Source organism: Paraburkholderia flagellata (assembly GCF_021390645.1).
In the GTDB taxonomy this organism is placed as follows: Bacteria; Pseudomonadota; Gammaproteobacteria; order Burkholderiales; family Burkholderiaceae; genus Paraburkholderia; species Paraburkholderia flagellata.
On the sequence record NZ_JAJEJT010000005.1, the window covers coordinates 556918 to 577136 of the forward strand.

17 protein-coding genes are annotated in these 20219 nt (G+C 63.2%); 10 read left to right on the forward strand and 7 right to left on the reverse strand.

Annotation, left to right across the window (positions count from 1 at the left end):
* Positions 1–152: 152 nt before the first annotated feature.
* On the forward strand, positions 153–779 hold the full coding sequence (locus L0U83_RS39015; RefSeq protein ID WP_233889916.1) for an isochorismatase family protein: 627 nt from the start codon (positions 153–155) through the stop codon (positions 777–779).
* Between the two features lie 21 nt (positions 780–800).
* Positions 801–1214, forward strand: coding sequence for a cysteine hydrolase family protein (locus L0U83_RS39020; protein WP_233889917.1), 414 nt, complete (start codon positions 801–803; stop codon positions 1212–1214).
* A gap of 520 nt (positions 1215–1734) precedes the next feature.
* On the opposite strand, the gene L0U83_RS39025 is transcribed toward L0U83_RS39020, so the two are convergent.
* Together L0U83_RS39025 and glaH are read right to left on the reverse strand one after the other, a co-directional pair.
* Positions 1735–2976, reverse strand: a complete 1242-nt coding sequence (locus tag L0U83_RS39025; RefSeq protein WP_373321196.1) for an alpha-hydroxy acid oxidase — start codon at positions 2974–2976, stop codon at positions 1735–1737.
* 53 nt (positions 2977–3029) lie between these two features.
* Positions 3030–3959, reverse strand: coding sequence for a glutarate dioxygenase GlaH (gene glaH, locus L0U83_RS39030; protein ID WP_233889918.1), 930 nt, complete (start codon positions 3957–3959; stop codon positions 3030–3032).
* Positions 3960–4053: 94 nt separating this feature from the next.
* Between glaH and L0U83_RS39035 the strand changes: the two genes are divergently transcribed.
* The 3 genes from L0U83_RS39035 to L0U83_RS39045 all read left to right on the forward strand — a co-directional run bounded on the left by L0U83_RS39035 (position 4054) and on the right by L0U83_RS39045 (position 7604).
* Positions 4054–4953 (forward strand): LysR family transcriptional regulator, encoded by a 900-nt coding sequence (locus L0U83_RS39035; RefSeq protein ID WP_233889919.1) that lies wholly within the window; start codon positions 4054–4056, stop codon positions 4951–4953.
* Between the two features lie 104 nt (positions 4954–5057).
* A complete protein-coding gene (locus L0U83_RS39040) occupies positions 5058–6050 on the forward strand; it encodes an AraC family transcriptional regulator (protein WP_233889920.1) in 993 nt (330 codons plus the stop codon).
* Positions 6051–6248: 198 nt separating this feature from the next.
* A complete protein-coding gene (locus tag L0U83_RS39045; RefSeq protein WP_233889921.1) occupies positions 6249–7604 on the forward strand; it encodes an aminotransferase-like domain-containing protein in 1356 nt (451 codons plus the stop codon).
* 56 nt (positions 7605–7660) lie between these two features.
* Here the strand turns inward: L0U83_RS39045 and L0U83_RS39050 are convergent, their stop codons facing one another.
* From L0U83_RS39050 to L0U83_RS39070, 5 genes are all read right to left on the reverse strand, one after another.
* Positions 7661–8797 (reverse strand): porin, encoded by a 1137-nt coding sequence (locus L0U83_RS39050; RefSeq protein ID WP_233889922.1) that lies wholly within the window; start codon positions 8795–8797, stop codon positions 7661–7663.
* Between the two features lie 18 nt (positions 8798–8815).
* The gene (locus L0U83_RS39055; RefSeq protein ID WP_233889923.1) at positions 8816–10174 is read right to left on the reverse strand and encodes a purine-cytosine permease family protein; all 1359 of its coding nucleotides are present in this window, start codon (positions 10172–10174) and stop codon (positions 8816–8818) included.
* Between the two features lie 95 nt (positions 10175–10269).
* The gene (gene capA, locus L0U83_RS39060) at positions 10270–12369 is read right to left on the reverse strand and encodes a caprolactamase subunit alpha (RefSeq protein ID WP_233889924.1); all 2100 of its coding nucleotides are present in this window, start codon (positions 12367–12369) and stop codon (positions 10270–10272) included.
* A 24-nt stretch (positions 12370–12393) separates the two neighbouring features.
* Positions 12394–14145: a caprolactamase subunit beta gene (capB, locus tag L0U83_RS39065; protein WP_233889925.1), complete on the reverse strand. Its 1752-nt coding sequence runs from the start codon at positions 14143–14145 to the stop codon at positions 12394–12396.
* Positions 14146–14703: 558 nt separating this feature from the next.
* Positions 14704–15612, reverse strand: coding sequence for a LysR family transcriptional regulator (locus L0U83_RS39070; RefSeq protein WP_233889926.1), 909 nt, complete (start codon positions 15610–15612; stop codon positions 14704–14706).
* 176 nt (positions 15613–15788) lie between these two features.
* Between L0U83_RS39070 and L0U83_RS39075 the strand changes: the two genes are divergently transcribed.
* From L0U83_RS39075 to L0U83_RS39095, 5 genes are read left to right on the forward strand one after another with little or no spacing between them, the layout of a single operon-like run.
* Entirely contained in the window at positions 15789–16571 is a 783-nt protein-coding gene (locus L0U83_RS39075; protein WP_233889927.1) for a 5-oxoprolinase subunit PxpA, read from the forward strand.
* Positions 16572–16593: 22 nt separating this feature from the next.
* Positions 16594–16836: an acetyl-CoA carboxylase gene (locus L0U83_RS39080; protein ID WP_233890023.1), complete on the forward strand. Its 243-nt coding sequence runs from the start codon at positions 16594–16596 to the stop codon at positions 16834–16836.
* Positions 16837–16840: 4 nt separating this feature from the next.
* On the forward strand, positions 16841–18304 hold the full coding sequence (locus tag L0U83_RS39085; RefSeq protein WP_233889928.1) for an acetyl-CoA carboxylase biotin carboxylase subunit: 1464 nt from the start codon (positions 16841–16843) through the stop codon (positions 18302–18304).
* A complete protein-coding gene (locus tag L0U83_RS39090) occupies positions 18301–19176 on the forward strand; it encodes a 5-oxoprolinase subunit B family protein (protein ID WP_233889929.1) in 876 nt (291 codons plus the stop codon). Before L0U83_RS39085 ends, L0U83_RS39090 begins: the two co-directional genes overlap by 4 nt.
* Positions 19166–20161: a 5-oxoprolinase subunit C family protein gene (locus tag L0U83_RS39095; RefSeq protein WP_233889930.1), complete on the forward strand. Its 996-nt coding sequence runs from the start codon at positions 19166–19168 to the stop codon at positions 20159–20161. Before L0U83_RS39090 ends, L0U83_RS39095 begins: the two co-directional genes overlap by 11 nt.
* Positions 20162–20219: the final 58 nt, after the last annotated feature.

The following is a 20219-nucleotide window of genomic DNA, read 5'->3' on the forward strand; positions in this document are numbered from 1 at the left end:
CGTGGACGGGCACCGAGCCCATCATGGACCGACGCCAATTCCTGAACCAGTCGAACGCCGCAGTCGCAGCCACCGTGCTCGCCGCGGGCACGAGCCTCTTCGGCGCAACACAAGCCGCAGCCGCAACCAACCCTTCCAGTGGAAACAAGATCATGAACTCGACTTCGTCACACGTCCTCGAACGCCTGACCCGCGATAACGCGGTCCTTCTTCTCGTCGATCACCAGGTGGGCCTCTACACCGGCGTGCGCGACATCGAGACCCTGCAGCTCAAGCACAATGTCGTCGGACTCGCGAAGGCGGCCCTTGCGCTGAAGGTACCTGTGATCGTCACCACCACAACGGAAAAGATGTGGGGGCCGCTGATCCCCGAACTGGCCGAGGCGCTTCCGGGCATTCGGCATATTGAACGGACCACGGTGAACGCCTGGGACGACCGCCGCGTGGTCGAAGCGATCAAAGCCACCGGCCGCAAGAAGCTCATCATCACCGGCATCTCCACGGACGTCTGTCTAGCGTTTCCGGCTATCTCGGCAATCGCGGACGGATATGCAAGTTACGCGGTCATCGACGCATCCGGTGGTTTCAGCCAGACGCAAGTCGATATGGGCGTGCTACGCATGCAGCAAGCGGGCGTGATACCGGTCGGCTACTCCAATGTCGCCGTCGAGATACTTGCCGACAATGCCGCCCCCGAAGCGCAAGCCGTCTACGCCGCACTGGGAATCCCGTTTGCTGGTCTCGTCTTCGACTTGAAGCAGGCCTTTGCCAAAGGGTAAATGTAGTCGTCACGGACCGATGTGGCAGACGAGAGGCTTGCCAGTCACAACGCAGCTTTGTTTCACGTCGACCATCAAGAAGGGCTCGACACCGGGGTGCGAGACATCGCCACGCTTGGACTGAAACACAACGTGGTCGGCCTCACCAAGGCGGCGCTCGCCCTCGGCATTCCTGTCGTGGTGACCACCACCGCGGAGAGCATGTGGGACCCCATGATCCCTGAACTGGCTGCTGTGCTGCCAACGCACAAAGTCATCGAGCGAACAACCGTTAATGCCTGGGCCGACCCACGGGTCGTTCAGGTGTCTGTTTGGCTTTTCCAGCCATCGCTGCACTACGCGGACGGCTATACGTCGGACGCGGTCATCTACGCCTCCGCGTGGTTTCTCACAGACTCAGGTGGACCTTGGTGTCGCTCGTATGGTGCAAGTTGATGTGATCCCGGTTGGCTACTCGACCTTTGCCGTCGAACTGCTCGCCGACAATGCGGCGCCCGAGGCAAAGCCGTGTACGAAGGCCTGGGTATCCGGTTCAGGGCATGTGCGTCATGCTGGCTTCGTTATCCGATCTCGCACCTAAGCCATGCACCGGTTCGGAGGCCAGGATAGAACTCTCTGCGCAATTACATAGGAATACGAATAGTTTAAAAATCCATGGTTGAATTCGTTAGATCTGCGTGGCTGACATCCTCGGTGCGGCACTCGCCGATGGCAGGGTTCGTAACGAGTATTGAGGACTCAATCCGGCGCACGGCGTGCGCGGTGCCAGACGCTCACGAGGCGCAGTTCGCTGCGCGGCATCAGGACGTCAGAGTCAGCAGATGCCCCTTTGCCTGAAGACCGGCTTTGTGCACTCTGCGCTGTCGGGTGCAAAACTTTGGCGGACCGTTAGTCGCGTTTATCCGTCAGGCCGTCACAGTGCATAACGGCCAATAGCGGTTTGACATTCGGCCCATTACGGGCAAATCGATCCGCGGTTCAGGTCGTGGATCGAGGGTTTGCCGAGCATCGCCAGGTTCCGGTCCACCTCGTCCCTGAGCAGGCCGATGGCATGCCTCACACCCGTCGTGCCACCCACGGCCGCGGCATACATGAACGGCCGGCCAGCGAACACGAAGCGCGCGCCGAGCGCGAGCGCCTTGAGCACGTCGGCGCCGCGCCGGATGCCGCTGTCCATCATCACAACGGTCTTGTCGCCAACAGTCGAGCAGATCTCCGGCAATACGGCCAGCGGTTCGACAGCGCCATCCAGCTGCCGCCCGCCATGATTCGAGACGATGATGCCGTCCGCGCCGATGGCGGCGGCGTGCTTCGCGTCGTCGGCGTGAAGGATTCCCTTGATCACGAGGTTTCCGCGCCAACAATCCCGTATGCGGGCGATGTCGGACCATGCGAGATGGTCGCGCCCGGTCGTATCGCGAATCGCCGAGGCGGAAAGCATCGGTGCGCCACGCGTCGCAAACGAGTTCTCGAAGTGCGGCATGCCGTGCCGGATCAGCGTGCGCAGGAACGTGCCGGCGAGCCATCGCGGCCGCGCCATGCCGTCGATAGCGAGCCGCAGCGACGGCCGCAGCGGCAACGAAAAACCCGTTCGAACGTTATTCTCACGGTTGGCCCACACAGGAATGTCGACGGTGAGAACGAGCGTCAGGAAGCCCGCCGCGCGGATCCGCTCGATCAACGCGTCAATGCGCGAGGGGTCGCCCGGCAGATATGCCTGGAACCACGTGCCCGGTGCGGCTGCCTGAACCTCCTCCATCGGAATCAGCGACGAACCGCTCATGATCGCCGGCACGCCTTCGAGCTTTGCCGCGGTGGCGAGCGCGACGTCGCCGCGATACGCGGACATCGCACTGATCCCAATCGGCGCAATGCCGAACGGCGACGCGTAACTCGTCCCGAACAGCGTGGTTGACTGCGAGCGGTTCGACACGTCAACGAGCACACGGGGCCGGAACCTGATGCGCTCGAACGCGGCGCGGTTGGCGGCAAGCGACAGGCCATCCTCAGCGGCACCGCTCACATAGCCAAAGAGCGGACGCGGCAGCACCGCGCGTGCGGCCGTCTCGAAGTCGGCCAGCGACAGAATTCCGCGAAGCCGCGCAGGCACGTCGCGCTTCACTCCGTAAGCGGTCTCGGCCGCCTTCGCTTGCGGTAGGGCCGCGCGCATGCAGTCGATGTCGATTCGGTCTTTCATTTTTCGCTCCATCATTTATTCGCTTACCCTTGCCGACTCCGTGTCGCCCTTCTTCATTGCGAGAACATGCCGCGCTGGCGCATCAACTCGCGAAACAGCGCCTCATTCTTCTTGAACGGAGCACGCCCATGCAGATAGAAGTAGTTGTTCAACACGACGAGGTCGCCAACAGGCAGGACCACTTCCGTGGTGCCAATGGACGCTTCCATCGACGCAGAGAGTTCGCGCAAAAACTCGGCTTCCTCACGATTGGAAGGCTGCACGAACTGATCGATGAACGAGATCGACAGCCCGAACTCGCTCTGGAAGAACAGCGGCCGCTCAATCTTCTCGCTGACGTTCTTGGAGCCCGGCGCTTTGTAGAGAAACGGCCGCGTACCGAACTTGTGATTGACGAACTGATCGCGCTCTGCCCAGTCATCGAGATGCAGGAAGCGCGACTCGCCGCCCACGGCGTTGCGCTCCGCGAACTTCATCATCAACAGCCAGTCGGTAGCCTCGCTAACGAACGTGCCGTCGGTGTGCATCGTGAAGAGGCGGTAGGCCTGGCGAAGGTAGGAATCGCTATCGTCCGTGTGCTTCACGACGAAGCGCGCGAAATAGGTGCCGGACATGGCGTCGTGATTGCCGGGCCCGAGAATGTGGCCTATTGCCGTGCCGAATTTGACGAAGTCGGCGGGGTCGTCCGTGAGCCCTTGCAGGCCGATCGTGAAGCCGCCGTGGCGACGGTCCTTCACGAGATCCACTAGTGTCTGCGCGAAGTTTTCGCCAAGGCGTTTGGCCAACAGATCGGCGAGGTAATAGCGCATGAACGGGACGTACTCGAGGTTCTGCACGTCGATATCGTGCGCATCGCGAAGAAACCCGACCAGCGCATCGCGCTCGCCCGTCACATGCATGATGCGGTGATGATCCGGATGCGGCGACACGCTAAAAGAGGCGCCGCGAGGGGGCAAGATCGGCTTGGCAAGCGGTGCGTTCATGGTTTTCTCCGTGAAGGTGAGGCTCCATTTCAGCGCGCTTCTTTGATAGCATCCAGACCAGAATCGCGAATTTTTAACCACTTAATCAGATTAAATGATCGAAGCCCGCCAGCTCAGATATTTCGTCGCCGTCGTCGAGGAACTGCATTTCGCGCGCGCCGCCGATCGCCTCGACATCGCGCAGTCGGCACTGAGCGCCCAGATTCAGCGCCTTGAACGCGAGATCGGCGTGCGTCTGCTGAACCGCAACAAGCGGCAGCCGGTGACACTCACCGACGCGGGGCGTCTCTTCCACGCCGAAGCGGTAGCCGCGCTGCGGCACATCGAGCGTGCGGACCAGGTCGGGCGTCTGGCGGCGCGCGGTCTGGCCGGCATTGTGCGGATCGGCTTCGTCGCGTCCGGCGTCACGAGCGGCGTGCTGTCCGACACGCTGCGCGCGTTTCGCCAGTCGCATCCGGACGTGCGCATCGAGGTCGTGCCGATGGAAACGCCACGGCAGTTCGAGGCGCTCGACAGCGGGGAGATCGACGTCGGCATCCTGCGGCCGCGCCGCCGTTATCCTGCGGGTATTGTGGCCACCAACGTCCATACCGAGCACCTCATGGTCGCGATGGCCGACCACCATCCGCTCGCCGCGCGCCGCAAGCTCCATGCGCGCGACCTGAAAGACCAGTCGTTCATTTCGCCCCAGTTCAACGAGGAAGAAGGGTTCGGCGAGGTGCTGGCCGCGCTCGGCGCCGCAGGCGGCTTCTCGGCCCTCCTCGACTATCGCGTGCAGGACTTTATTTCCGTACTCACTCTCGCGTCCGCTGGCTATGGCGTGGCCGTCGTGCCCGAATCGATGTCGAGGTTCGCGCTGCCCGGCCTGTGTTTCAGGCCCGTCACCGATTTCGAATTTCCCGTCCACCTCGCGATGGCGAGCAGACGGCGGGAACTCTCCCCGGCAGTGCGCGCCTTCATCAAGACGCCGCTCGCGCCCTCTGCGCCGGGATAGGCCCGATTGCGCGCGCATTTATGGCACGTTATGGTGCCAGCGCATGACGGTTTGCGCAGGCTCGCGCCTCACGCGCAGCCGTAAACTTCAAGGAGAGGGGGCGCATGTCCGAGACCGTATGCCCGGCGCTGCCCGGGCAGAGCGCTGCGCAGGTCTTCAACGTGGACCTGGCTTCCTGCGCGCCCGGCCACGCCAGCATTCGCGACTGGTACGAGATTCTGCACGAGAACTATTTTCGGCTCGACGTGAGGGTCGGCAGCAGCTTTCGTTCGGGCTCGCTCGAGCGCGTCGATATCGGCAACATCCGCGCGTGCATGCTCAAGTGCGATCCTATGCTGACCGAGCGCCGCGCCTCGCCGGCAGGTCCGGACACGCGCGACTTCTACGTCGTCGAGATTCCGCAGGCCACGCCCGTCACGCTCACGCAGCGCGGCCGCGAAAGCGTGATCCAGCCGGGCGACTTCGCGATCGTGAACGGCGCGGAAGGCTACACGTTCGCTATGGCGCAGCGCAACGAGGTGCGCACCTTGCGCATTCCGTGCCGATCGCTGCTGCAGCGGCTGCCCGCCGTCGACGACAAGGTGGCACTAACGTGTCACGGCAGCGAACCGACCGTGGCGCTCTTCCTCGAATTCGCGCAGACCTGGGGACGACATGCCAACGCGTTGCCGGCCGACCTGCGCGAACGCACCGAGCAGCATCTGCTCGACCTCCTCGTCATGGCGCTATCGGGCACGTGCAACGCAACCAGCGAGACGTCCGTGCGCAGCGCCCACCGCCAGCGCGCGTTGCGTACCATTGAGGAGCAGTTCACCAATCCCGCACTCGAACCCGTCGACATCGCCCGCACGCTTGGACTTTCCGAACGCTATCTTCAGAAGATTTTCGCCGAACGCGAGGAAACCGTCTCTTCCGCCATTCGCCGGCGACGCATTCTCGAAGCAAAGCGCCTGCTCGCGACGCGCGCGCAAAATCGCCAGAGCGTCACGCAGATCGCATTCTCTGTCGGTTTCTCCGACCCGTCCCATTTCAGCCGCGTATTCCGCCAGGAAACCGGCGTCTCGCCCGTCCAGTATGCGAGCACCGGCGTCGACTGAGTGCGTTCCGAGTCCTTTGTCTGATAAAAACCCGCCCACGAGGGCGCTCTCGTCCATGCTTTTGTACGGCGTGAGACAAGCGCGCCCTATTTTCGTTTTGTAGAGTGCCTGTCAATCGAGTCCTTCGGGACGCATTCAGACCGGTTTGACAGGAGAGGCACCGTGCTATCGCTCGCAACCGATGCTACGAGACCCCTCGTGCAACGCATCGTCGACCATTTCCATATCCTGATCGACACCGGCAAGCTGCACTCCGGCATGAAGATTCCATCGATCCGTAATTTCGCCGAATCGCATGGCGTGAGCGTGTCGACCGTTGTCGACGCGTACGATCGCCTCGTGGCCGATGGTCTGCTCGTGCCACGCCAGAACGCCGGGTTCTTTGTGCGCAGTTTCGGCCATGCGGCCTACCTCTGCGACGACAGCGCGCAGAATAACGCGGGCAGCTTCGATTCGCGCTGGATGCTCAACCGCATCTGGCAGAGTCACGACGTCGCGATCAATCCGGGCTGTGGCTGGCTGCCGCCACGCTGGATGGACGAAGAAGGGTTGCGCCGCACGATGCGCACGATGTCGTTGCACGCCAACGGCTCGATGGTCGGCTACGGCACGCCGAAAGGGTATCTGCCGTTGCGCTGGAAGATCTCCGACTGGCTGAGCCAGCAGGAGATCTTCTGCCCGCCCGACCAGTTGCTGATGACGACGGGCGCCGCGCATGCGCTGGGGATTCTGATCCAGCATCTCGTGAAGCCCGGCGACACGGTGTTCGTCGATCGTCCCGGTTACAGCCTCGTGTTCGCCCATCTGAAACGAATGGGCGCCAACGTGATCGGCGTGCCGTGGACGCCTTCGGGGCCCGACATCGCGGTGCTCGCGCAACTGCTCTCGCAGCACACGCCGCGCGCGTGGTTCACGAACGCGCGCCTGCACAATCCCACGGGCGCCTCGTGCTCCACACCCATCGCGCACAAGCTGCTGCAGCTCTGCGCGCAGCACGACTTCCTCATCGTCGAAGACGACGTCTGCGCCGAACTCGACAGCACTGCGCGCCGTCCGCTCGCGAGCATGGATCAGCTCGAACGCGTCATCTACGTCGGCAGTTTTTCGAAAACCGTTTCGCCGGCCATGCGCGTCGGCTATATCGCGGCACACCCTGACCTGATCGAGGACCTGACCCAGTTCAAGATGATTACGGGCCTTACGAGTTCCGAGGTCGGTGAGCGCTTCGTCTATCAGATGCTCACGGACGGACGGCACCGTAAGCACCTGAAGGGGCTGCGAGAGAATCTCGCGCGCGCACAGCAGGACGCGCGGCGCAAGCTCGTCGAAGCGGGCATGGTCCTCTTCAACGACGCGAGCGAAGGCATGTTCGCCTGGGCTCGCCACCCGGCCCACGACGACTCGCGCGCGCTGTCCAGCCGGGCGCTGGACAAGGACATCTATCTCGCGCCCGGCCAGCTCTTCTTCCACGACGAACACGTGACGCCGTGGATGCGCTTCAACGTCGGCTACTGCGACCACGACGCCCTGTTCGATTTTCTCGCCGGCGTCTAGCGACGTTAGAGGCCGGTCGCTGCGGTGTTGCAAAGCGCTCACGGCGCCCGGCTCCCTTAGAACGAGTGCGTGATGCCAAGACGCGCCGCGACCTGACGGCTCGTGCTCGACGGATTGAAGCCGGCGATCTGGGCCACGGATGCATCGCCCGACGCGTTCTGGAACACGCCCATCGCATAGACCGACGTGCGCTTGGACAGAGCGTACTGCGCGATCACGTTGGCCTGCTGATACTTCGGCGTGGTATCGCTCGCGTGATCGTGGCCCACGGTGTACGTAAAGCCCGCGCCGAACAGCAATGCGCTCGTCATGTTGTAGATGCCGGAGAGCTCGTAGTTCTGGAACGTGACGTCGCCGCCACCGTTGGCAGAACGAAATGCCGTATCGGAAAAGTTCGCAGAGAGCTTGAACGACCCGATGACGTACGACGCGCCCACGGCCAGCACGTTCTGGCTGCGCGCCCGTGCGAGCGCGTCGCCGAAGATCGCGTTCGTGAAGCTGCCGCCCGACGCGTAGCCCGACACCGCCGTCAACGGATCGTTCACGCGCAGGTAGCCGACGCCCGCGCTGAAGGCGCCGCCCGCGTAAGCCACGGCGGCGCTCCAGGTGGAGTCGGTGGAAAACTGCCCCGCGTGGCCGCCCAGGGAATAATGCCCCTCGGCCGTGAAGCCTCCGATGGTCGGGCTCACGTACTTGATGGCGTTCGCGACGGAAAAGCCATTGTCGAGGTTGTCCATGTCGTTGGGGTGTGCGAAGTACCAGCCGCCGTACTGGCCGTTGAGTGTGAACGGTTCGAGCAGATCGACGTTGGCGTCCCATTGGCGCCCGAAGGTCAGCGTGCCGTAGCGCGTGGACTGCAGCCCCACATAGGCGTTGCGCGAGAATGCGAGGCCGCCGCCCGCGGCGCCATTCGTGGCATCGAAGCCGCTTTCCAGACGGAAGATCGCGCTCAACCCGCCGCCCAGGTCCTCCGTGCCCTTGAGCCCCCAGCGGCTGCCGAGCGGCACGCCGCTTTGCATCTGAAACAGCTTGCCGCCGCTGCCCGCCACGGCTTGCCCGTTCGACGCATTGACGACGTTGTTCGCATAGTCGATGCCCAGATCCACAACGCCATACAGCGTGACGGAACTCTGCGCGTGCGCGCCGCCTGCCAGCACCGCGAGCGGCAACGCCACGACCCGATAGATCTTCATGTGTTTTCCTTGTTGGAATTAAAACGTGACATCGCGAACGAACGCACGCTTGCCGGCAAACGAGAGCGCCAGGCGATAGATCAGCGCCGCACTCACAGCGGCGGCCGGGGCCGAGAACGTGGCGAGCGTTCCGCCCGCCTCGAGCAATGCGATGCCGACCGCCGCCGAAGCGAACCATGCTGCGAGCCCGCACGGGTTGAGCGACACGACGCGCTCGCGCCGGTACTCGATCTCTTCGCCAACGATCGCGCCGTAGTGCGGCGACAGGATATGCGTAAGCGCGATCGCGACCCACGCGACGACGAAGATGCCCTGCCACGCCAGCGCCTGCAGAATGAAACTGAACACGTTCGAGAGCATGAGCACGTAGACGATCGCCCCCACGACGATCGACCAGAAGAACTTCGGCAGATCGAGCTTCAAGGCGCTCTGAAAGAACGCATGCATGTTGGTCGAGGCGAGGTAGAAGTTGGCGGTATTGATGCGCGTCTGCGTGACCCACACGAACAGCAGGCCGGCGAAGCCCATCGTCTTGAGCAGTGCGAGCACGACGGACACCTCGGAAAGCGCGCCCTCGGCGGCGAGTGTGCCAGCGAGGAAGATTCCCACCGCGCCGTTGACGAGGAACGTGAACGCGTAGAACGGCCATCCGAAATTGCGCCGCGCGTGATACGCCGCGTCTTCCTTCTTGCCAAAGCGCGCGTAGTCCCACGTGTACATCATGAGGATCCAGACGCCCATGAAGGCCGTATAGCAGTTCCACCAACCGCTCGCGGGTGCCCCGCCGGCCGGGCCCAGCGTCAACCACGCCGTCGTGCTGCCACCGGAATGGCATGCCGCAACGACGGCCGCCACAAGACCGACGAGATAGAACGGCAGCAGCACGCCGTTGAACTTGTCGAGCCAGCTTTGCACGCTGCCGAAAACGAGCAACACGCTGTATGCCACGACGATGAGGTAGGACATATGCAGCGAGACGGCCGGAAAATACGCGTTGATCGCAATGGCGATCACCGATCCTTCGAAGAGTGCGTAGTAGATCGCCGTGGCAAAGAAGATCAGCGTAGCGAGCGGCGCACCGAAGCTGCCGAACAGCACGCGCGAAAACAGCGCGACCGAAAGGCCGCTGCGGATCGCGTAGCGCGTGATGATGCCGTTGATGAGGCTATACGTCGCGACCGACAACGCAAGCCCGATCAGCGTATTGGCCGTGCCGAAATTGATCGCGAGCGTCGCCGAGACGACAAGCCAGAACATCGCGCTGCAAATCGCCCACCACGCCATCGTGAGCGAGCGCCGCGACATGCGGGCGCTGTCCGGCACCGGACCCGCAGCGTAGCCCGGGTCCGGATCGCTGCCCTTCACTGAAATTTCCATACGGCCTCCGAAATAAATAAGACAAACGAAAATCCGCCTATTTCATGCCTTCCATCCGCGCGCGGTATGCCGCGCACGGACGGCACCTCTCTGCTTCAATCCGCTTCGCCCGTATCGGTCAGCACGTAGACGCCCGTTGCATCGAGGCGCGCACGCCAGCCCGGCGGCAACACGATCGACGTCGTCACCTCCTCGATCACGGCCGGACCCGCCACCTCGTCGTTCGCACCGAGGCGCGTGCCGTCGTAGACCGGCGAGTCGAGGCTCTCGACGTTTTCGCCTTTGCCGAAAATCATGTTGCGGCTCGCCTTGACAGCAAGTTCCGTGGCACCGTTGCCGGCTTCGATGATCTGCGCCGGCGGCTGATCGAGCACGCCGTACACGGTGCTTTCGATGTTCACGATCTCCACTTGGCTCTCAGGCTCGGCGTAGGTGAAGAGCTGCTTGTGACGGTTGTCGAACATCTCGCGAATCGCGCCGAACGTCTCGCCGTTCACCTGCATCGCGCCGATGGTCACCGAGCATTCGTGCACCTGCCCCGTGTAGCGCATGTCGAGCTGACGCTCGACGTGGATGCGCTCGCGCGAGAAGCCCTCGCGCTCGAGTGCGGCCACCGCGTCGGCTTCGAGACGCTCGAACTGCTGCTGCACGCGCTCGAACGACGTATGCGGCTCGACGCGCATGGGGCAAGCCGCCATGTAGTTGTATTTCACGTCAGAGAGCAACTGCCCGAACGCGCATAGCCCCGATGCGAGCTTGGGCACGAGCACCGTTTTCACGCCGATCTCGCGCGCGAGGCCGGCGATATGGAGCGACGTGGCCCCGCCTGCCGCGATCAGCACGAAGTCGCGTGGATCGTAACCGCGCTCGATCGACACTCGCCGGATGCCGTTGATCATGTTGACGTTGACGATGTTGTAGATGCCGTATGCCGCCTTTCCGACGCCGAGATCGAGCGGCTTCGCAATGCGTTCCTCAATGGCCTTGCGCGAGGCGTCGCCGTCGATCTTCACGCGGCCGCCCAGCAGCGACTCCGGATTGAGGTAGCCGAGCACGACGTTCGCGTCGGTCACGGTCGGCTCCGCGCCGCCGCGCATGTAGCAGGCCGGGCCCGGTACCGCACCCGCGCTTTGCGGCCCGACCTTGAGCAGGCCCATCGGGTCGATCCACGCAATCGAGCCGCCGCCCGCGCCGAGCGTCTCGACCTGGATCATCGGCGTGCCGATGCGGTAGCGCAGGAAGTCGATGTCCTTGTTGACGTTGGTGACACCGTCCTTCGTTAGCGTGATGTCGAACGACGTGCCACCCATGTCCACAGTAATGAGGTTCCGGTAGCCGAACGGCTTCGCGACGAACATTGCGGCGCGCGGCGCCGATGCCGGCCCCGAGTTGATCGCGTTGACTGCGCGTGTATTCATTACTTCCGGCGAAGCCATGCCGCCGTTCGATTGATAGAAGCGCACCGGTGACTCGACGCCGTTTTCGACGTAAAAGCGCTCGATGCGGTTCACGTAACGCGAAAGCACGGGGCCGAGGTAGGCGTTCACCACGGTCGTCGAGGTGCGCGTGTATTCGCGCATCTGCGGAAAGACTTCGAGACCGACCGAGACGTAGACGTCCGGCAGCATCTCGCGCACGATCTCCGCGGCGCGCCGTTCGTGCGCGCCGTTCGCGACGGACCACAGGAACGAGACCGCCACGGCCTCCACGCCTTCGGCGCGGAAGATCTCGCACGCAAGGCGCACGTCGTCTTCGTTCAGCGGCGTGTGCACGGTGCCGTCGGAAAGCACGCGTTCGCGCACGGGCTTGCGCAAATAGCGTTCGACGAGCATCTTCGCCGACGGGTAGCGCGCGTCGTAACGGTGCCCCTCTTCCTTGTGACCGAGGCGGATCTCGAGCGAGTCTTCGTGGCCGGCTGTACAAATGAGGCCGGTTTTCACGCCCTTGTGCTGAATCAGCGCATTCAGCGCTACGGTCGTACCGTTCACGCAGAGGTCGAGCCGCGAGAGGATCTTGCTGACGGGCTCGCCGAGCGCTTCCGAGATCTGGCCGAGGCCATCGGCGATGGCCCGCGTGCCATCGTCGGGCGTCGAAGTGGCCTTGAACAAATGCATGCGGCCCGTGCCGTCCGCGAGGACGAAATCGGTAAAGGTGCCGCCCGCGTCTACGCCAAGGCGATATTGCTTGCTGTTCATGTCGTGTCCTTCTTCAAATGGCGTTTATCCGCGGCTCGCGCGCAGGGTCTGGGTGGCGGCGTGGTCGAGGCGCAGGCTTTCCGGGTCGATCACGACCCCGTATTCGGCGCGCGCGGCGCCGATCGAAACGATGCCGTTGCGCACGTCCTCGCATACGCGCGCGGGGTCGCGCTCGAATGGCGAGCCCCAGCCTCCGCCGCCCGGGTTGTAGGTGGCGAGGCAATAGCCGTCACGCACGGTCATGACGGCGTTTTCTTCGTGCGTCTGGATCACCTTGCCGTGTCGCTTGAGCTCTACCCGACCGAGCTTGGCGGCAGGCAGCGCGCTCGTCGCACCGTTCGCGCCGATGGCGGGTAGCTTGCGTCCTTCGCCGAAGCTCACCACGGTCATTTCGTGGCCGATAGGTTCGACTTCCCACACCGTGCCGCTGCCGCCGCGATACTGCCCTGCGCCTGCGCTGTCGGTGATGAGCCCGTATTTGTGAATCAGGATTGGATAGGAGTATTCAAGCGTCTCGATGTCACCGGAGTACAGCGCGCCAAAGCAGCACTGCGGACCGCACGCGTGCCACCCGTCCATATAGCCCGTGGCGCCCGCGCCGGAGACGAGCGATGCGAGCACCATCGTCACGTACTCTTCGTCGTTACGCTGATCGTGGCCTGCGATGTTCACGCCGCTCGAATGCCCCCACGAACCAACGGCGCGCTCGGGTTGCGCCTTCTCCAGCGCGAGGCGCACGGCGTCGGCAAGCGTCTCCATTGGCGTAGTCGTGCAGTTGACGTGCGGCGCGGGTTCGCGCGCGTTGCAGAGCGTGCCCTTCGGGCCGAGATCGACGCTCACGCAACGATAGAGGCCTTCGTTATAGGGCGGATCGAGCTGCGCGAACATCATGAGCCCCAGATAGACGCCCGAGATCGAGTTGCCTTCGTACGAATTGATGAAGTATGGAATCTGCGGCGGGCTCTCGATCTGAATGCGGCACGTGTCGTCCTCGATCTGGACGGTGGCCTTGATGACAATCTCGCCGAAGCCGTGGCCCGAATCTTCGAGCACGGCGCTGCTTTCGTAGACACCGTCCGGCACCGCGCGAATGATTTGCCGCATGTGGCGGTCGGCCATGTCCATCAATTCGTCCACGCATGCCCGAACCGTTTCGACGCCGTATTTGTCGAGCAGCGCAACGAGATTGCGCGCGCCGACGTTGACCGCACCGAGCTGCGCCTTCAGGTCGCCCTCCTGATCGCGGCGCGAGCGCATGTTGCTCAACATGAAGTTGACCATGTCGTAGCGCTCGACGCCGCGATCCCACAGCTTGACGGGCGGAATGCGCAAGCCTTCGGCGTAGATCTCCTTCGCGTCCGGGTTATAGCCTGCGGGAACCGGGCCGCCGATGTCGGTCACGTGCCCTTTGCAAACAGTCCAGAAGACGAGTTCGCCCTTGTAGAAGACGGGCTTGTACATGCAGCAGTCGACGATATGACTGCCCTTGTAGACGGGATCGTTGTGGTAAATGATGTCGCCATCGTGCAGGTCGTCGCCGAAGAAGCGCGCGACCTCCTTCATGGCCGGAATCAGTCCGCCGAGATGGATTGGGATGTCCTGGCCCTGCAGGATCATCTCGGGACGCCCGTTGAAGATGGCGTTGCTGTAATCGTGCGCGACGTTGAAGACACTGGACCGTGCGGTTTTCTCCAGCGTCATTGTCATTTCGCGCTGGGTCGTCTCGAGGACGCCTCGCACCACCGCCAGTGTGATCGGATCGACATCTCGTGCCATTGCTCTCTCCACTTTGTAAGCCGTTGTTCCGAGGCTCTAAAATAGAAATGCAAAATTGCGCGAGCAATGCACAGTACATCACGCGGCGGCGCGTGTTGTACTGGTCGTCGAAGCCATACACGCAACGGCATGGGATCTGGTGTAACGAGAGACGGGGAAGCGGTTGGAGTGATGTCCCCGGCATCGCCATCCGACCATGAGCAAGCCGAAGGAACTGGACGAACTGTTCTCAGGCCGTCACTAACGATCCGGTGGTTACCTTTACGACGTCGACCAGTGCCGGCCCCGCAAAGCCCGCGCAATTGGCAACAGCGTTGATGAAGGCGATGTCGCCCGCCGCTGCCGCGTCAGAGAGGTCATGGCGGTCCGGGAGTTGCGCCCGCGACCGGCGTGACGACCCGCATGACGATAGCCGCGATCATTTGCACCATGAAGCTCTCCGACACAGGCATGGCCGCCTACCTGGTAGCGATCTAGCCCCTCACGGCGTGCCGTAAGCGTTGCGGCACGCCGACTGTCGGTCGAGTCATCGAGAATGCGAACCGAAGCACCAGTTTTTCAGCCGCTGGTCCGCGGCTCCATAAACGTATGCCGGAAATACTCGCGCACCGCGTGCATGGCAGGGCTCAGATCCTTGTTCTTGCGCCACGCCAGACCCACACTCATCGCCGGAACGGGGTCGAGTAGCATGATCGTTTCGATGCGCCGGCCTTCGAGAGACCAGGGCCGGTACACCATGTCGGACAATACTGCGACGCCAGAGCCGTTGGCGACCATGCTGCGCACGGCCTCCACCGACGACGTGCGCAGGATCACGTTCGGCCGCCACGGTGTCTCGTTCCAGTAACGCATCGCCGTTTGCGCGGCTTCATCGACGGTCAACATGACGAACGGCTCATGCGCGACTTCGGCAAACGTCACGCTCTCGCGTTTGAGCAACGGGTGATGCGCACCGACCCAGAGGCGCCGCACGGAATGAATGACGGGCTCCAGCGCGAGTTCGGGGTTCGAGACGTTCGAAGTCAGCAGGACGGCCATGTCGTACTGGCCGGTGATCAACCCCTCTTCGATCGCCTCGCGGTTCAACTCGTGCAGTTGTATGGTCAGGCTCGGATACAGCGCATTGAGTCGCTGGATGTGATGCGGCAGGAAATAACCCAGTACCGTATAGCTCGCCGCAATGGCAAGCGTGCCCGTGAGCGTGCTTTCGAGGTTGGGAATCCGCATGGCCTCGTCCACCGAGGCGAGGATGGTATAGGCGTGATTGAGGAACCGCCGCCCGGTATCGGTCAGCGTGACGCCTGAAGCGTTACGGACGAAGAGTTGCGTGCCGAGGCTGTCCTCCAGTTCCTTGATCGCGCTAGTCACCGCCGACTGCGATATGGTCAGATGAATAGCGGCTTGCGAAAGTTGCCCGAGTTCGGCCGTCGCCACGAAGTACTTGAGCTGCCTGAGGGTAAGCGCCATCTTCGAGGAAATTGAGTGCGTCAGCCGACAGCGTACCGAGCAATATCGAAAAAATCGATACCGAGGCATATAAAAATAAAACTTTTTTGTCCACCCCCCTCCGTATAACCTCCGTTTCAACACCGGTTTGCGTGTGTTTTCACACATGCAGCCGCGCGAACCAGGAGGGGAACCGTATGAAAAAGCAGTGCGTCGACCTGAACTCCGATATGGGAGAAGGCTTCGGCCCGTGGCGAATTGGCGATGGCGTCGACGAAGCCATCATGCCGCTCATCAGTTCGGCGAACATCGCCACCGGCTTTCATGCCGGCGATCCGAACATCATGGCGCGCACCGTTCAACTGGCGCGGGAGTCCGGCGTCGGGATCGGCGCGCATCCCGGCTTTCGCGATCTGGTCGGCTTCGGCCGCCGCAATATCGCTGAAACGCCCCAAGCGCTGGTCAACGACATCCTCTATCAGATCGGCGCGCTGCGTGAGTTCGCGCGGCTGCACGGCCTCAGACTCCAGCACGTGAAGCCGCATGGCGCGCTTTATATGCATGCCGCGCGCGACGAGGCATTCTCGCGGCTCCTCGTCGAAGCGCTGCAACAGATCGACCCGAATCTGCTGCTCTTTTGCATGGAGTCGTCGGCGACCTACCGTATCGCGCGCGAAATCGGGCAGCCGGTCGTGCGCGAGTTCTACGCCGACCGCGATTACGACCGCAGCGGCTCGATCGTCTTCACCCGCCGCGTTGGCAGGTTCGATGCCGGCCAGGTTGCCGAGAAGGTCCTGCGTGCGTGCATCGAAGGCAAGGTGCGCACGGTCGATGGCGACTATATCGACATCGACTTCGATTCCATCTGCATCCACAGCGACACGCCCGGCGCGCTGGAACTCGTGCAAACCACTCGCGAGCACCTCGTTCGCGAAGGGATTCGAATCACCGGACCGCTCGCGTCGACGCTCAGGTTCTAAATCAATTCAAGGGAGAGACATGATGGCACTGCACGATATCGTCAGCCCGTTGCCGGGCACGTTCTACCGGCGTCCTTCGCCCGAGGCGGACTTCTACGTCGCCATCGACTCTGCGGTCCAGGCCGGGGCAATCATCGGCCTCGTCGAAGTGATGAAGCAGTTCACCGAAATCGAAGCCGAAGTGTCGGGCCGCGTGACTGAGCTTCTCGTCGAGGATGGCGAGCCCGTGGACGCTGGGCAGGTGCTGATGCGCATCGAGGAGTGAAGCCATGAACGTGGACAATTCGACGGCGGCGTTCTATCGCCCCTCACGCATTCGCACCGTGCTGGTCGCGAATCGCGGCGAAATCGCCGTGCGCGTGATTCGCGCGGCGCAGGAGCTTGGCATGCGTGCCGCGGTCGTGGTGAGCGACGCGGACCGCGAGAGTCTCGCCGCCCGCATGGCCGACGAAGCCGTGCATATCGGTTCGTCGCATGCGGCGAAGAGCTATCTGAATCCCGCTGCGGTGCTCGCCGCCGCACAGCAATGCGGCGCGGACGCCATTCATCCGGGTTATGGTTTCCTGTCCGAGAACGCGGATTTCGCCGCACAGGTGGAGGCGGCTGGCTTGATTTTCGTCGGGCCCACTTCGCAGGTCATCGCAACGATGGGCGACAAGGCCCGCGCCCGCGAGACCGCGCAGCGCGCCGACGTGCCCACGGTGCCGGGTAGCGCCGGGATCGTGAGTTCGCTCGAAGAAGCCCGGGAGGTAGCCTCGCGCATCGGCTACCCGATCATGATCAAGGCGGCGGCGGGCGGTGGCGGCCGCGGCATTCGCGTTGCGCACGACGCCGCTCAGCTCGACGCCGAACTGCCACTTGCACAGCGCGAAGCCCAAGCTGCGTTCGGCGATGGCGGCGTCTATCTCGAGCGCTTTATTGCACGCGCCCGTCACATCGAAGTCCAGGTGCTGGGCGACGGCAATGACGTCATCCATCTGTTCGAGCGCGAGTGTTCCCTGCAACGGCGCCGCCAGAAAATTCTGGAAGAAGCGCCCTCGCCTTCGCTCACGCCGGAACTGCGTGCAGAGCTTTGCGCGTCGGCAGCGCGCCTCGCCAAACAGGTGGGATATCGCAGCGCCGGTACGCTGGAATATCTCTTCGACGAAACGCGCGGCGAGTTTTACTTCATCGAAATGAACACGCGCATCCAGGTCGAGCACCCGGTGACGGAGGCGATCACCGGCGTCGATCTCGTGCGCGAAATGCTGCGCATTGCCGATGGCGAGCCGTTGCGCCTGCGCCAAAGCGACATCGTGCTGCGCGGCGCGGCCCTTGAATGCCGCATCAACGCGGAAGATCCGCTTCAGGATTTCCGCCCGAATCCGGGCCGCGTCGAAGAGCTTGTCTGGCCGACCGGCCCCGGTGTGCGGGTCGATTCGCTGCTCTATCCTGGCTATGTCGTGCCGCCGTTCTATGATTCGCTGCTGGCCAAGCTTATCGTGCACGACGAAAGCCGCGCGGCGGCCATCGCACGCCTCGCGCGCGCGCTGCGCGAACTGCACATCGGCGGCCTGAGAACGACGGCGCCGCTGCACCGTGCGCTCGTTGCCGACGACGACGTACGCGCGGCCCGTTATCACACCAATTATCTCGAGACCTGGATGGTGGCGTGGCGCGAAAGCGAAGCCGCATCGACCGCAGCGCGGGAGTGCGCGGTCGCAGGTCTGACGGCCGCGCGGGAGGCGTCATGACCATACGCTATACCTTTGGCGGCGACGAGTTCGTATTCGCCGAGATCAGCGAGGAGATGTCGCTCGACGCGTTCTTCAAGGGCACGGCGATCACACGCGAACTCCAACGTCGTAACGTGGCCGGCGTGACCGAGATCTGCCCGGCGAACGCGTCGTACCAGGTACGCTATGACCCGGACGTCATCGCCCCTGACGCGCTCGTCGCACTGCTTCGCAGCATCGAGGCCGAAGTCGGCGAGGCCACGCTCGACATCGACACGCGCATTGTCGAAGTCCCGGTGCTCTACAACGATCCCTGGACGAACGAGACGCTCATGCGGTTTCGCGAGCGTCACCAGGACCCGTCTTCGACGGACCTCGAATACGCGGCGCGCATCAACGGCAAACGCGACGCCGACGAATTCATTGCGGCTCATGCGGGCTCGCCGTGGTTCGTTTCGATGGTGGGCTTTGTCGCTGGGTTGCCGTTCATGTACCAGATGGTCGAGCGCGAGCGCCAGCTTCAGGTGCCCAAGTACCTGCGACCACGCACCGACACGCCGAAACTGACGGTTGGCCACGGCGGTTGCTTCGGGTGCATCTATTCCGTGCGCGGCGCGGGTGGATACCAGATGTTCGGCGTGACGCCCGCACCGATTTTCGACCCCGCGCAACGGCTCGACTACCTGCGTGACTTCATGGTGTTTTTCCAGCCCGGCGACATCGTGAAGTTCAAGCCCATCGACCGTGCGGCCTACGACGAAGCCGTAGCCGCCGTCGAGGCAGGCACCTTCACGCTGCGCGTGCGGCCCGTGAAATTCTCGCTCGTCGACTTTCTTCGCGATCCTGACGAATACAACCGTTCTCTCGTCGAGGTGCTGTATGCCAACTGATACGCTCAATGTGATCGAGGTCCTGAAGCCCGGACTAGCCACTTCGGTGCAGGACACGGGACGCCAGGGCTACTACCACGTTGGTATTCCGCCTTCCGGATCGCTCGACCAGTACTCGTCCCGTGCGGCGAACCTGCTCGTGGGCAATGCCGAAGACGCGGCCGTGCTCGAACTGACCCTGCTGGGGCCGGAACTCCTTTTCCACTCGGATGCCCTCATTGCGCTTACGGGTGCGGAAATGACTCCGAAGATCGACGGCGTCGCCTACTCGAGCGATACGGCTTTGCGCATTCGGGCAGGGAGCAAGCTGACGTTCGACTACGTGAAGCGTGGCGCACGCGCGTATCTGGCGGTCTCCGGCGGCATCGATGTGCCGGCCGTACTGGGCAGTCGCTCGACCTACACGCTCGGCGCGATCGGCGGCCTGCAAGGCCGTCGCCTGCAAAAGGGCGACCGCCTCACGACGGGCGTGACAGACGCCAAGCTGGGTGAAGGGTTCGAACTGCCGGCCGCCTTGCGTGCGAAGCTCGACACGACGGTCGAATTGCGTGTGCTCACGGGGCTGTATCACTACCGCCTCACCAGCGAGTCGGCGCAAACGTTCTTCGAGGACGAATGGACAGTCGCGCCCGAAGCGGATCGCATTGGCTATCGCTACAAGAACGGGCGTCCGCTCCACTTCATGGATCGCGAGCAGCCCTTCGGTGCGGGCGCCGATCCGTCGAATATCGTCGATGCCTGCTATCCCATCGGCTCGATCCAGGTACCAGCCGGTCTGGAACCGATCATCCTGCATCGCGATGCGGTGTCGGGCGGCGGATACGCCACGATCGGCACGGTGATCAGCGCGGATATGGATCGGATCGGGCAAATGCAGCCGAACTACCGGGCGCGCTTCGTGAGCGTCACCATGAACGAGGCGCTCGCGGCACGCCGCGACTATCAGCATCGCCTCGCCCTGCTGCGTGAAGCATTAACGCACTAGACCTGTCACGGTCAAGGGGCTGCCGGCAGTAGCACCGCCCCCTGCTTTTCCTTTCGCG

Coding starts and splice junctions, on each gene's coding strand:
- L0U83_RS39055 (WP_233889923.1), bottom strand. CDS start 10,174: ATGGAAATTTCAGTGAAGGGCAGCGATCCGGACCCGGGCTACGCTGCG.
- capA (WP_233889924.1), bottom strand. CDS start 12,369: ATGAACAGCAAGCAATATCGCCTTGGCGTAGACGCGGGCGGCACCTTT.
- L0U83_RS39090 (WP_233889929.1), top strand. CDS start 18,301: ATGACCATACGCTATACCTTTGGCGGCGACGAGTTCGTATTCGCCGAG.
- capB (WP_233889925.1), bottom strand. CDS start 14,145: ATGGCACGAGATGTCGATCCGATCACACTGGCGGTGGTGCGAGGCGTC.
- L0U83_RS39050 (WP_233889922.1), bottom strand. CDS start 8,797: ATGAAGATCTATCGGGTCGTGGCGTTGCCGCTCGCGGTGCTGGCAGGC.
- L0U83_RS39040 (WP_233889920.1), top strand. CDS start 5,058: ATGTCCGAGACCGTATGCCCGGCGCTGCCCGGGCAGAGCGCTGCGCAG.
- L0U83_RS39095 (WP_233889930.1), top strand. CDS start 19,166: ATGCCAACTGATACGCTCAATGTGATCGAGGTCCTGAAGCCCGGACTA.
- L0U83_RS39070 (WP_233889926.1), bottom strand. CDS start 15,612: ATGGCGCTTACCCTCAGGCAGCTCAAGTACTTCGTGGCGACGGCCGAA.
- glaH (WP_233889918.1), bottom strand. CDS start 3,959: ATGAACGCACCGCTTGCCAAGCCGATCTTGCCCCCTCGCGGCGCCTCT.
- L0U83_RS39025 (WP_373321196.1), bottom strand. CDS start 2,976: ATGAAAGACCGAATCGACATCGACTGCATGCGCGCGGCCCTACCGCAA.
- L0U83_RS39085 (WP_233889928.1), top strand. CDS start 16,841: ATGAACGTGGACAATTCGACGGCGGCGTTCTATCGCCCCTCACGCATT.
- L0U83_RS39035 (WP_233889919.1), top strand. CDS start 4,054: ATGATCGAAGCCCGCCAGCTCAGATATTTCGTCGCCGTCGTCGAGGAA.
- L0U83_RS39015 (WP_233889916.1), top strand. CDS start 153: ATGAACTCGACTTCGTCACACGTCCTCGAACGCCTGACCCGCGATAAC.
- L0U83_RS39075 (WP_233889927.1), top strand. CDS start 15,789: ATGAAAAAGCAGTGCGTCGACCTGAACTCCGATATGGGAGAAGGCTTC.
- L0U83_RS39080 (WP_233890023.1), top strand. CDS start 16,594: ATGGCACTGCACGATATCGTCAGCCCGTTGCCGGGCACGTTCTACCGG.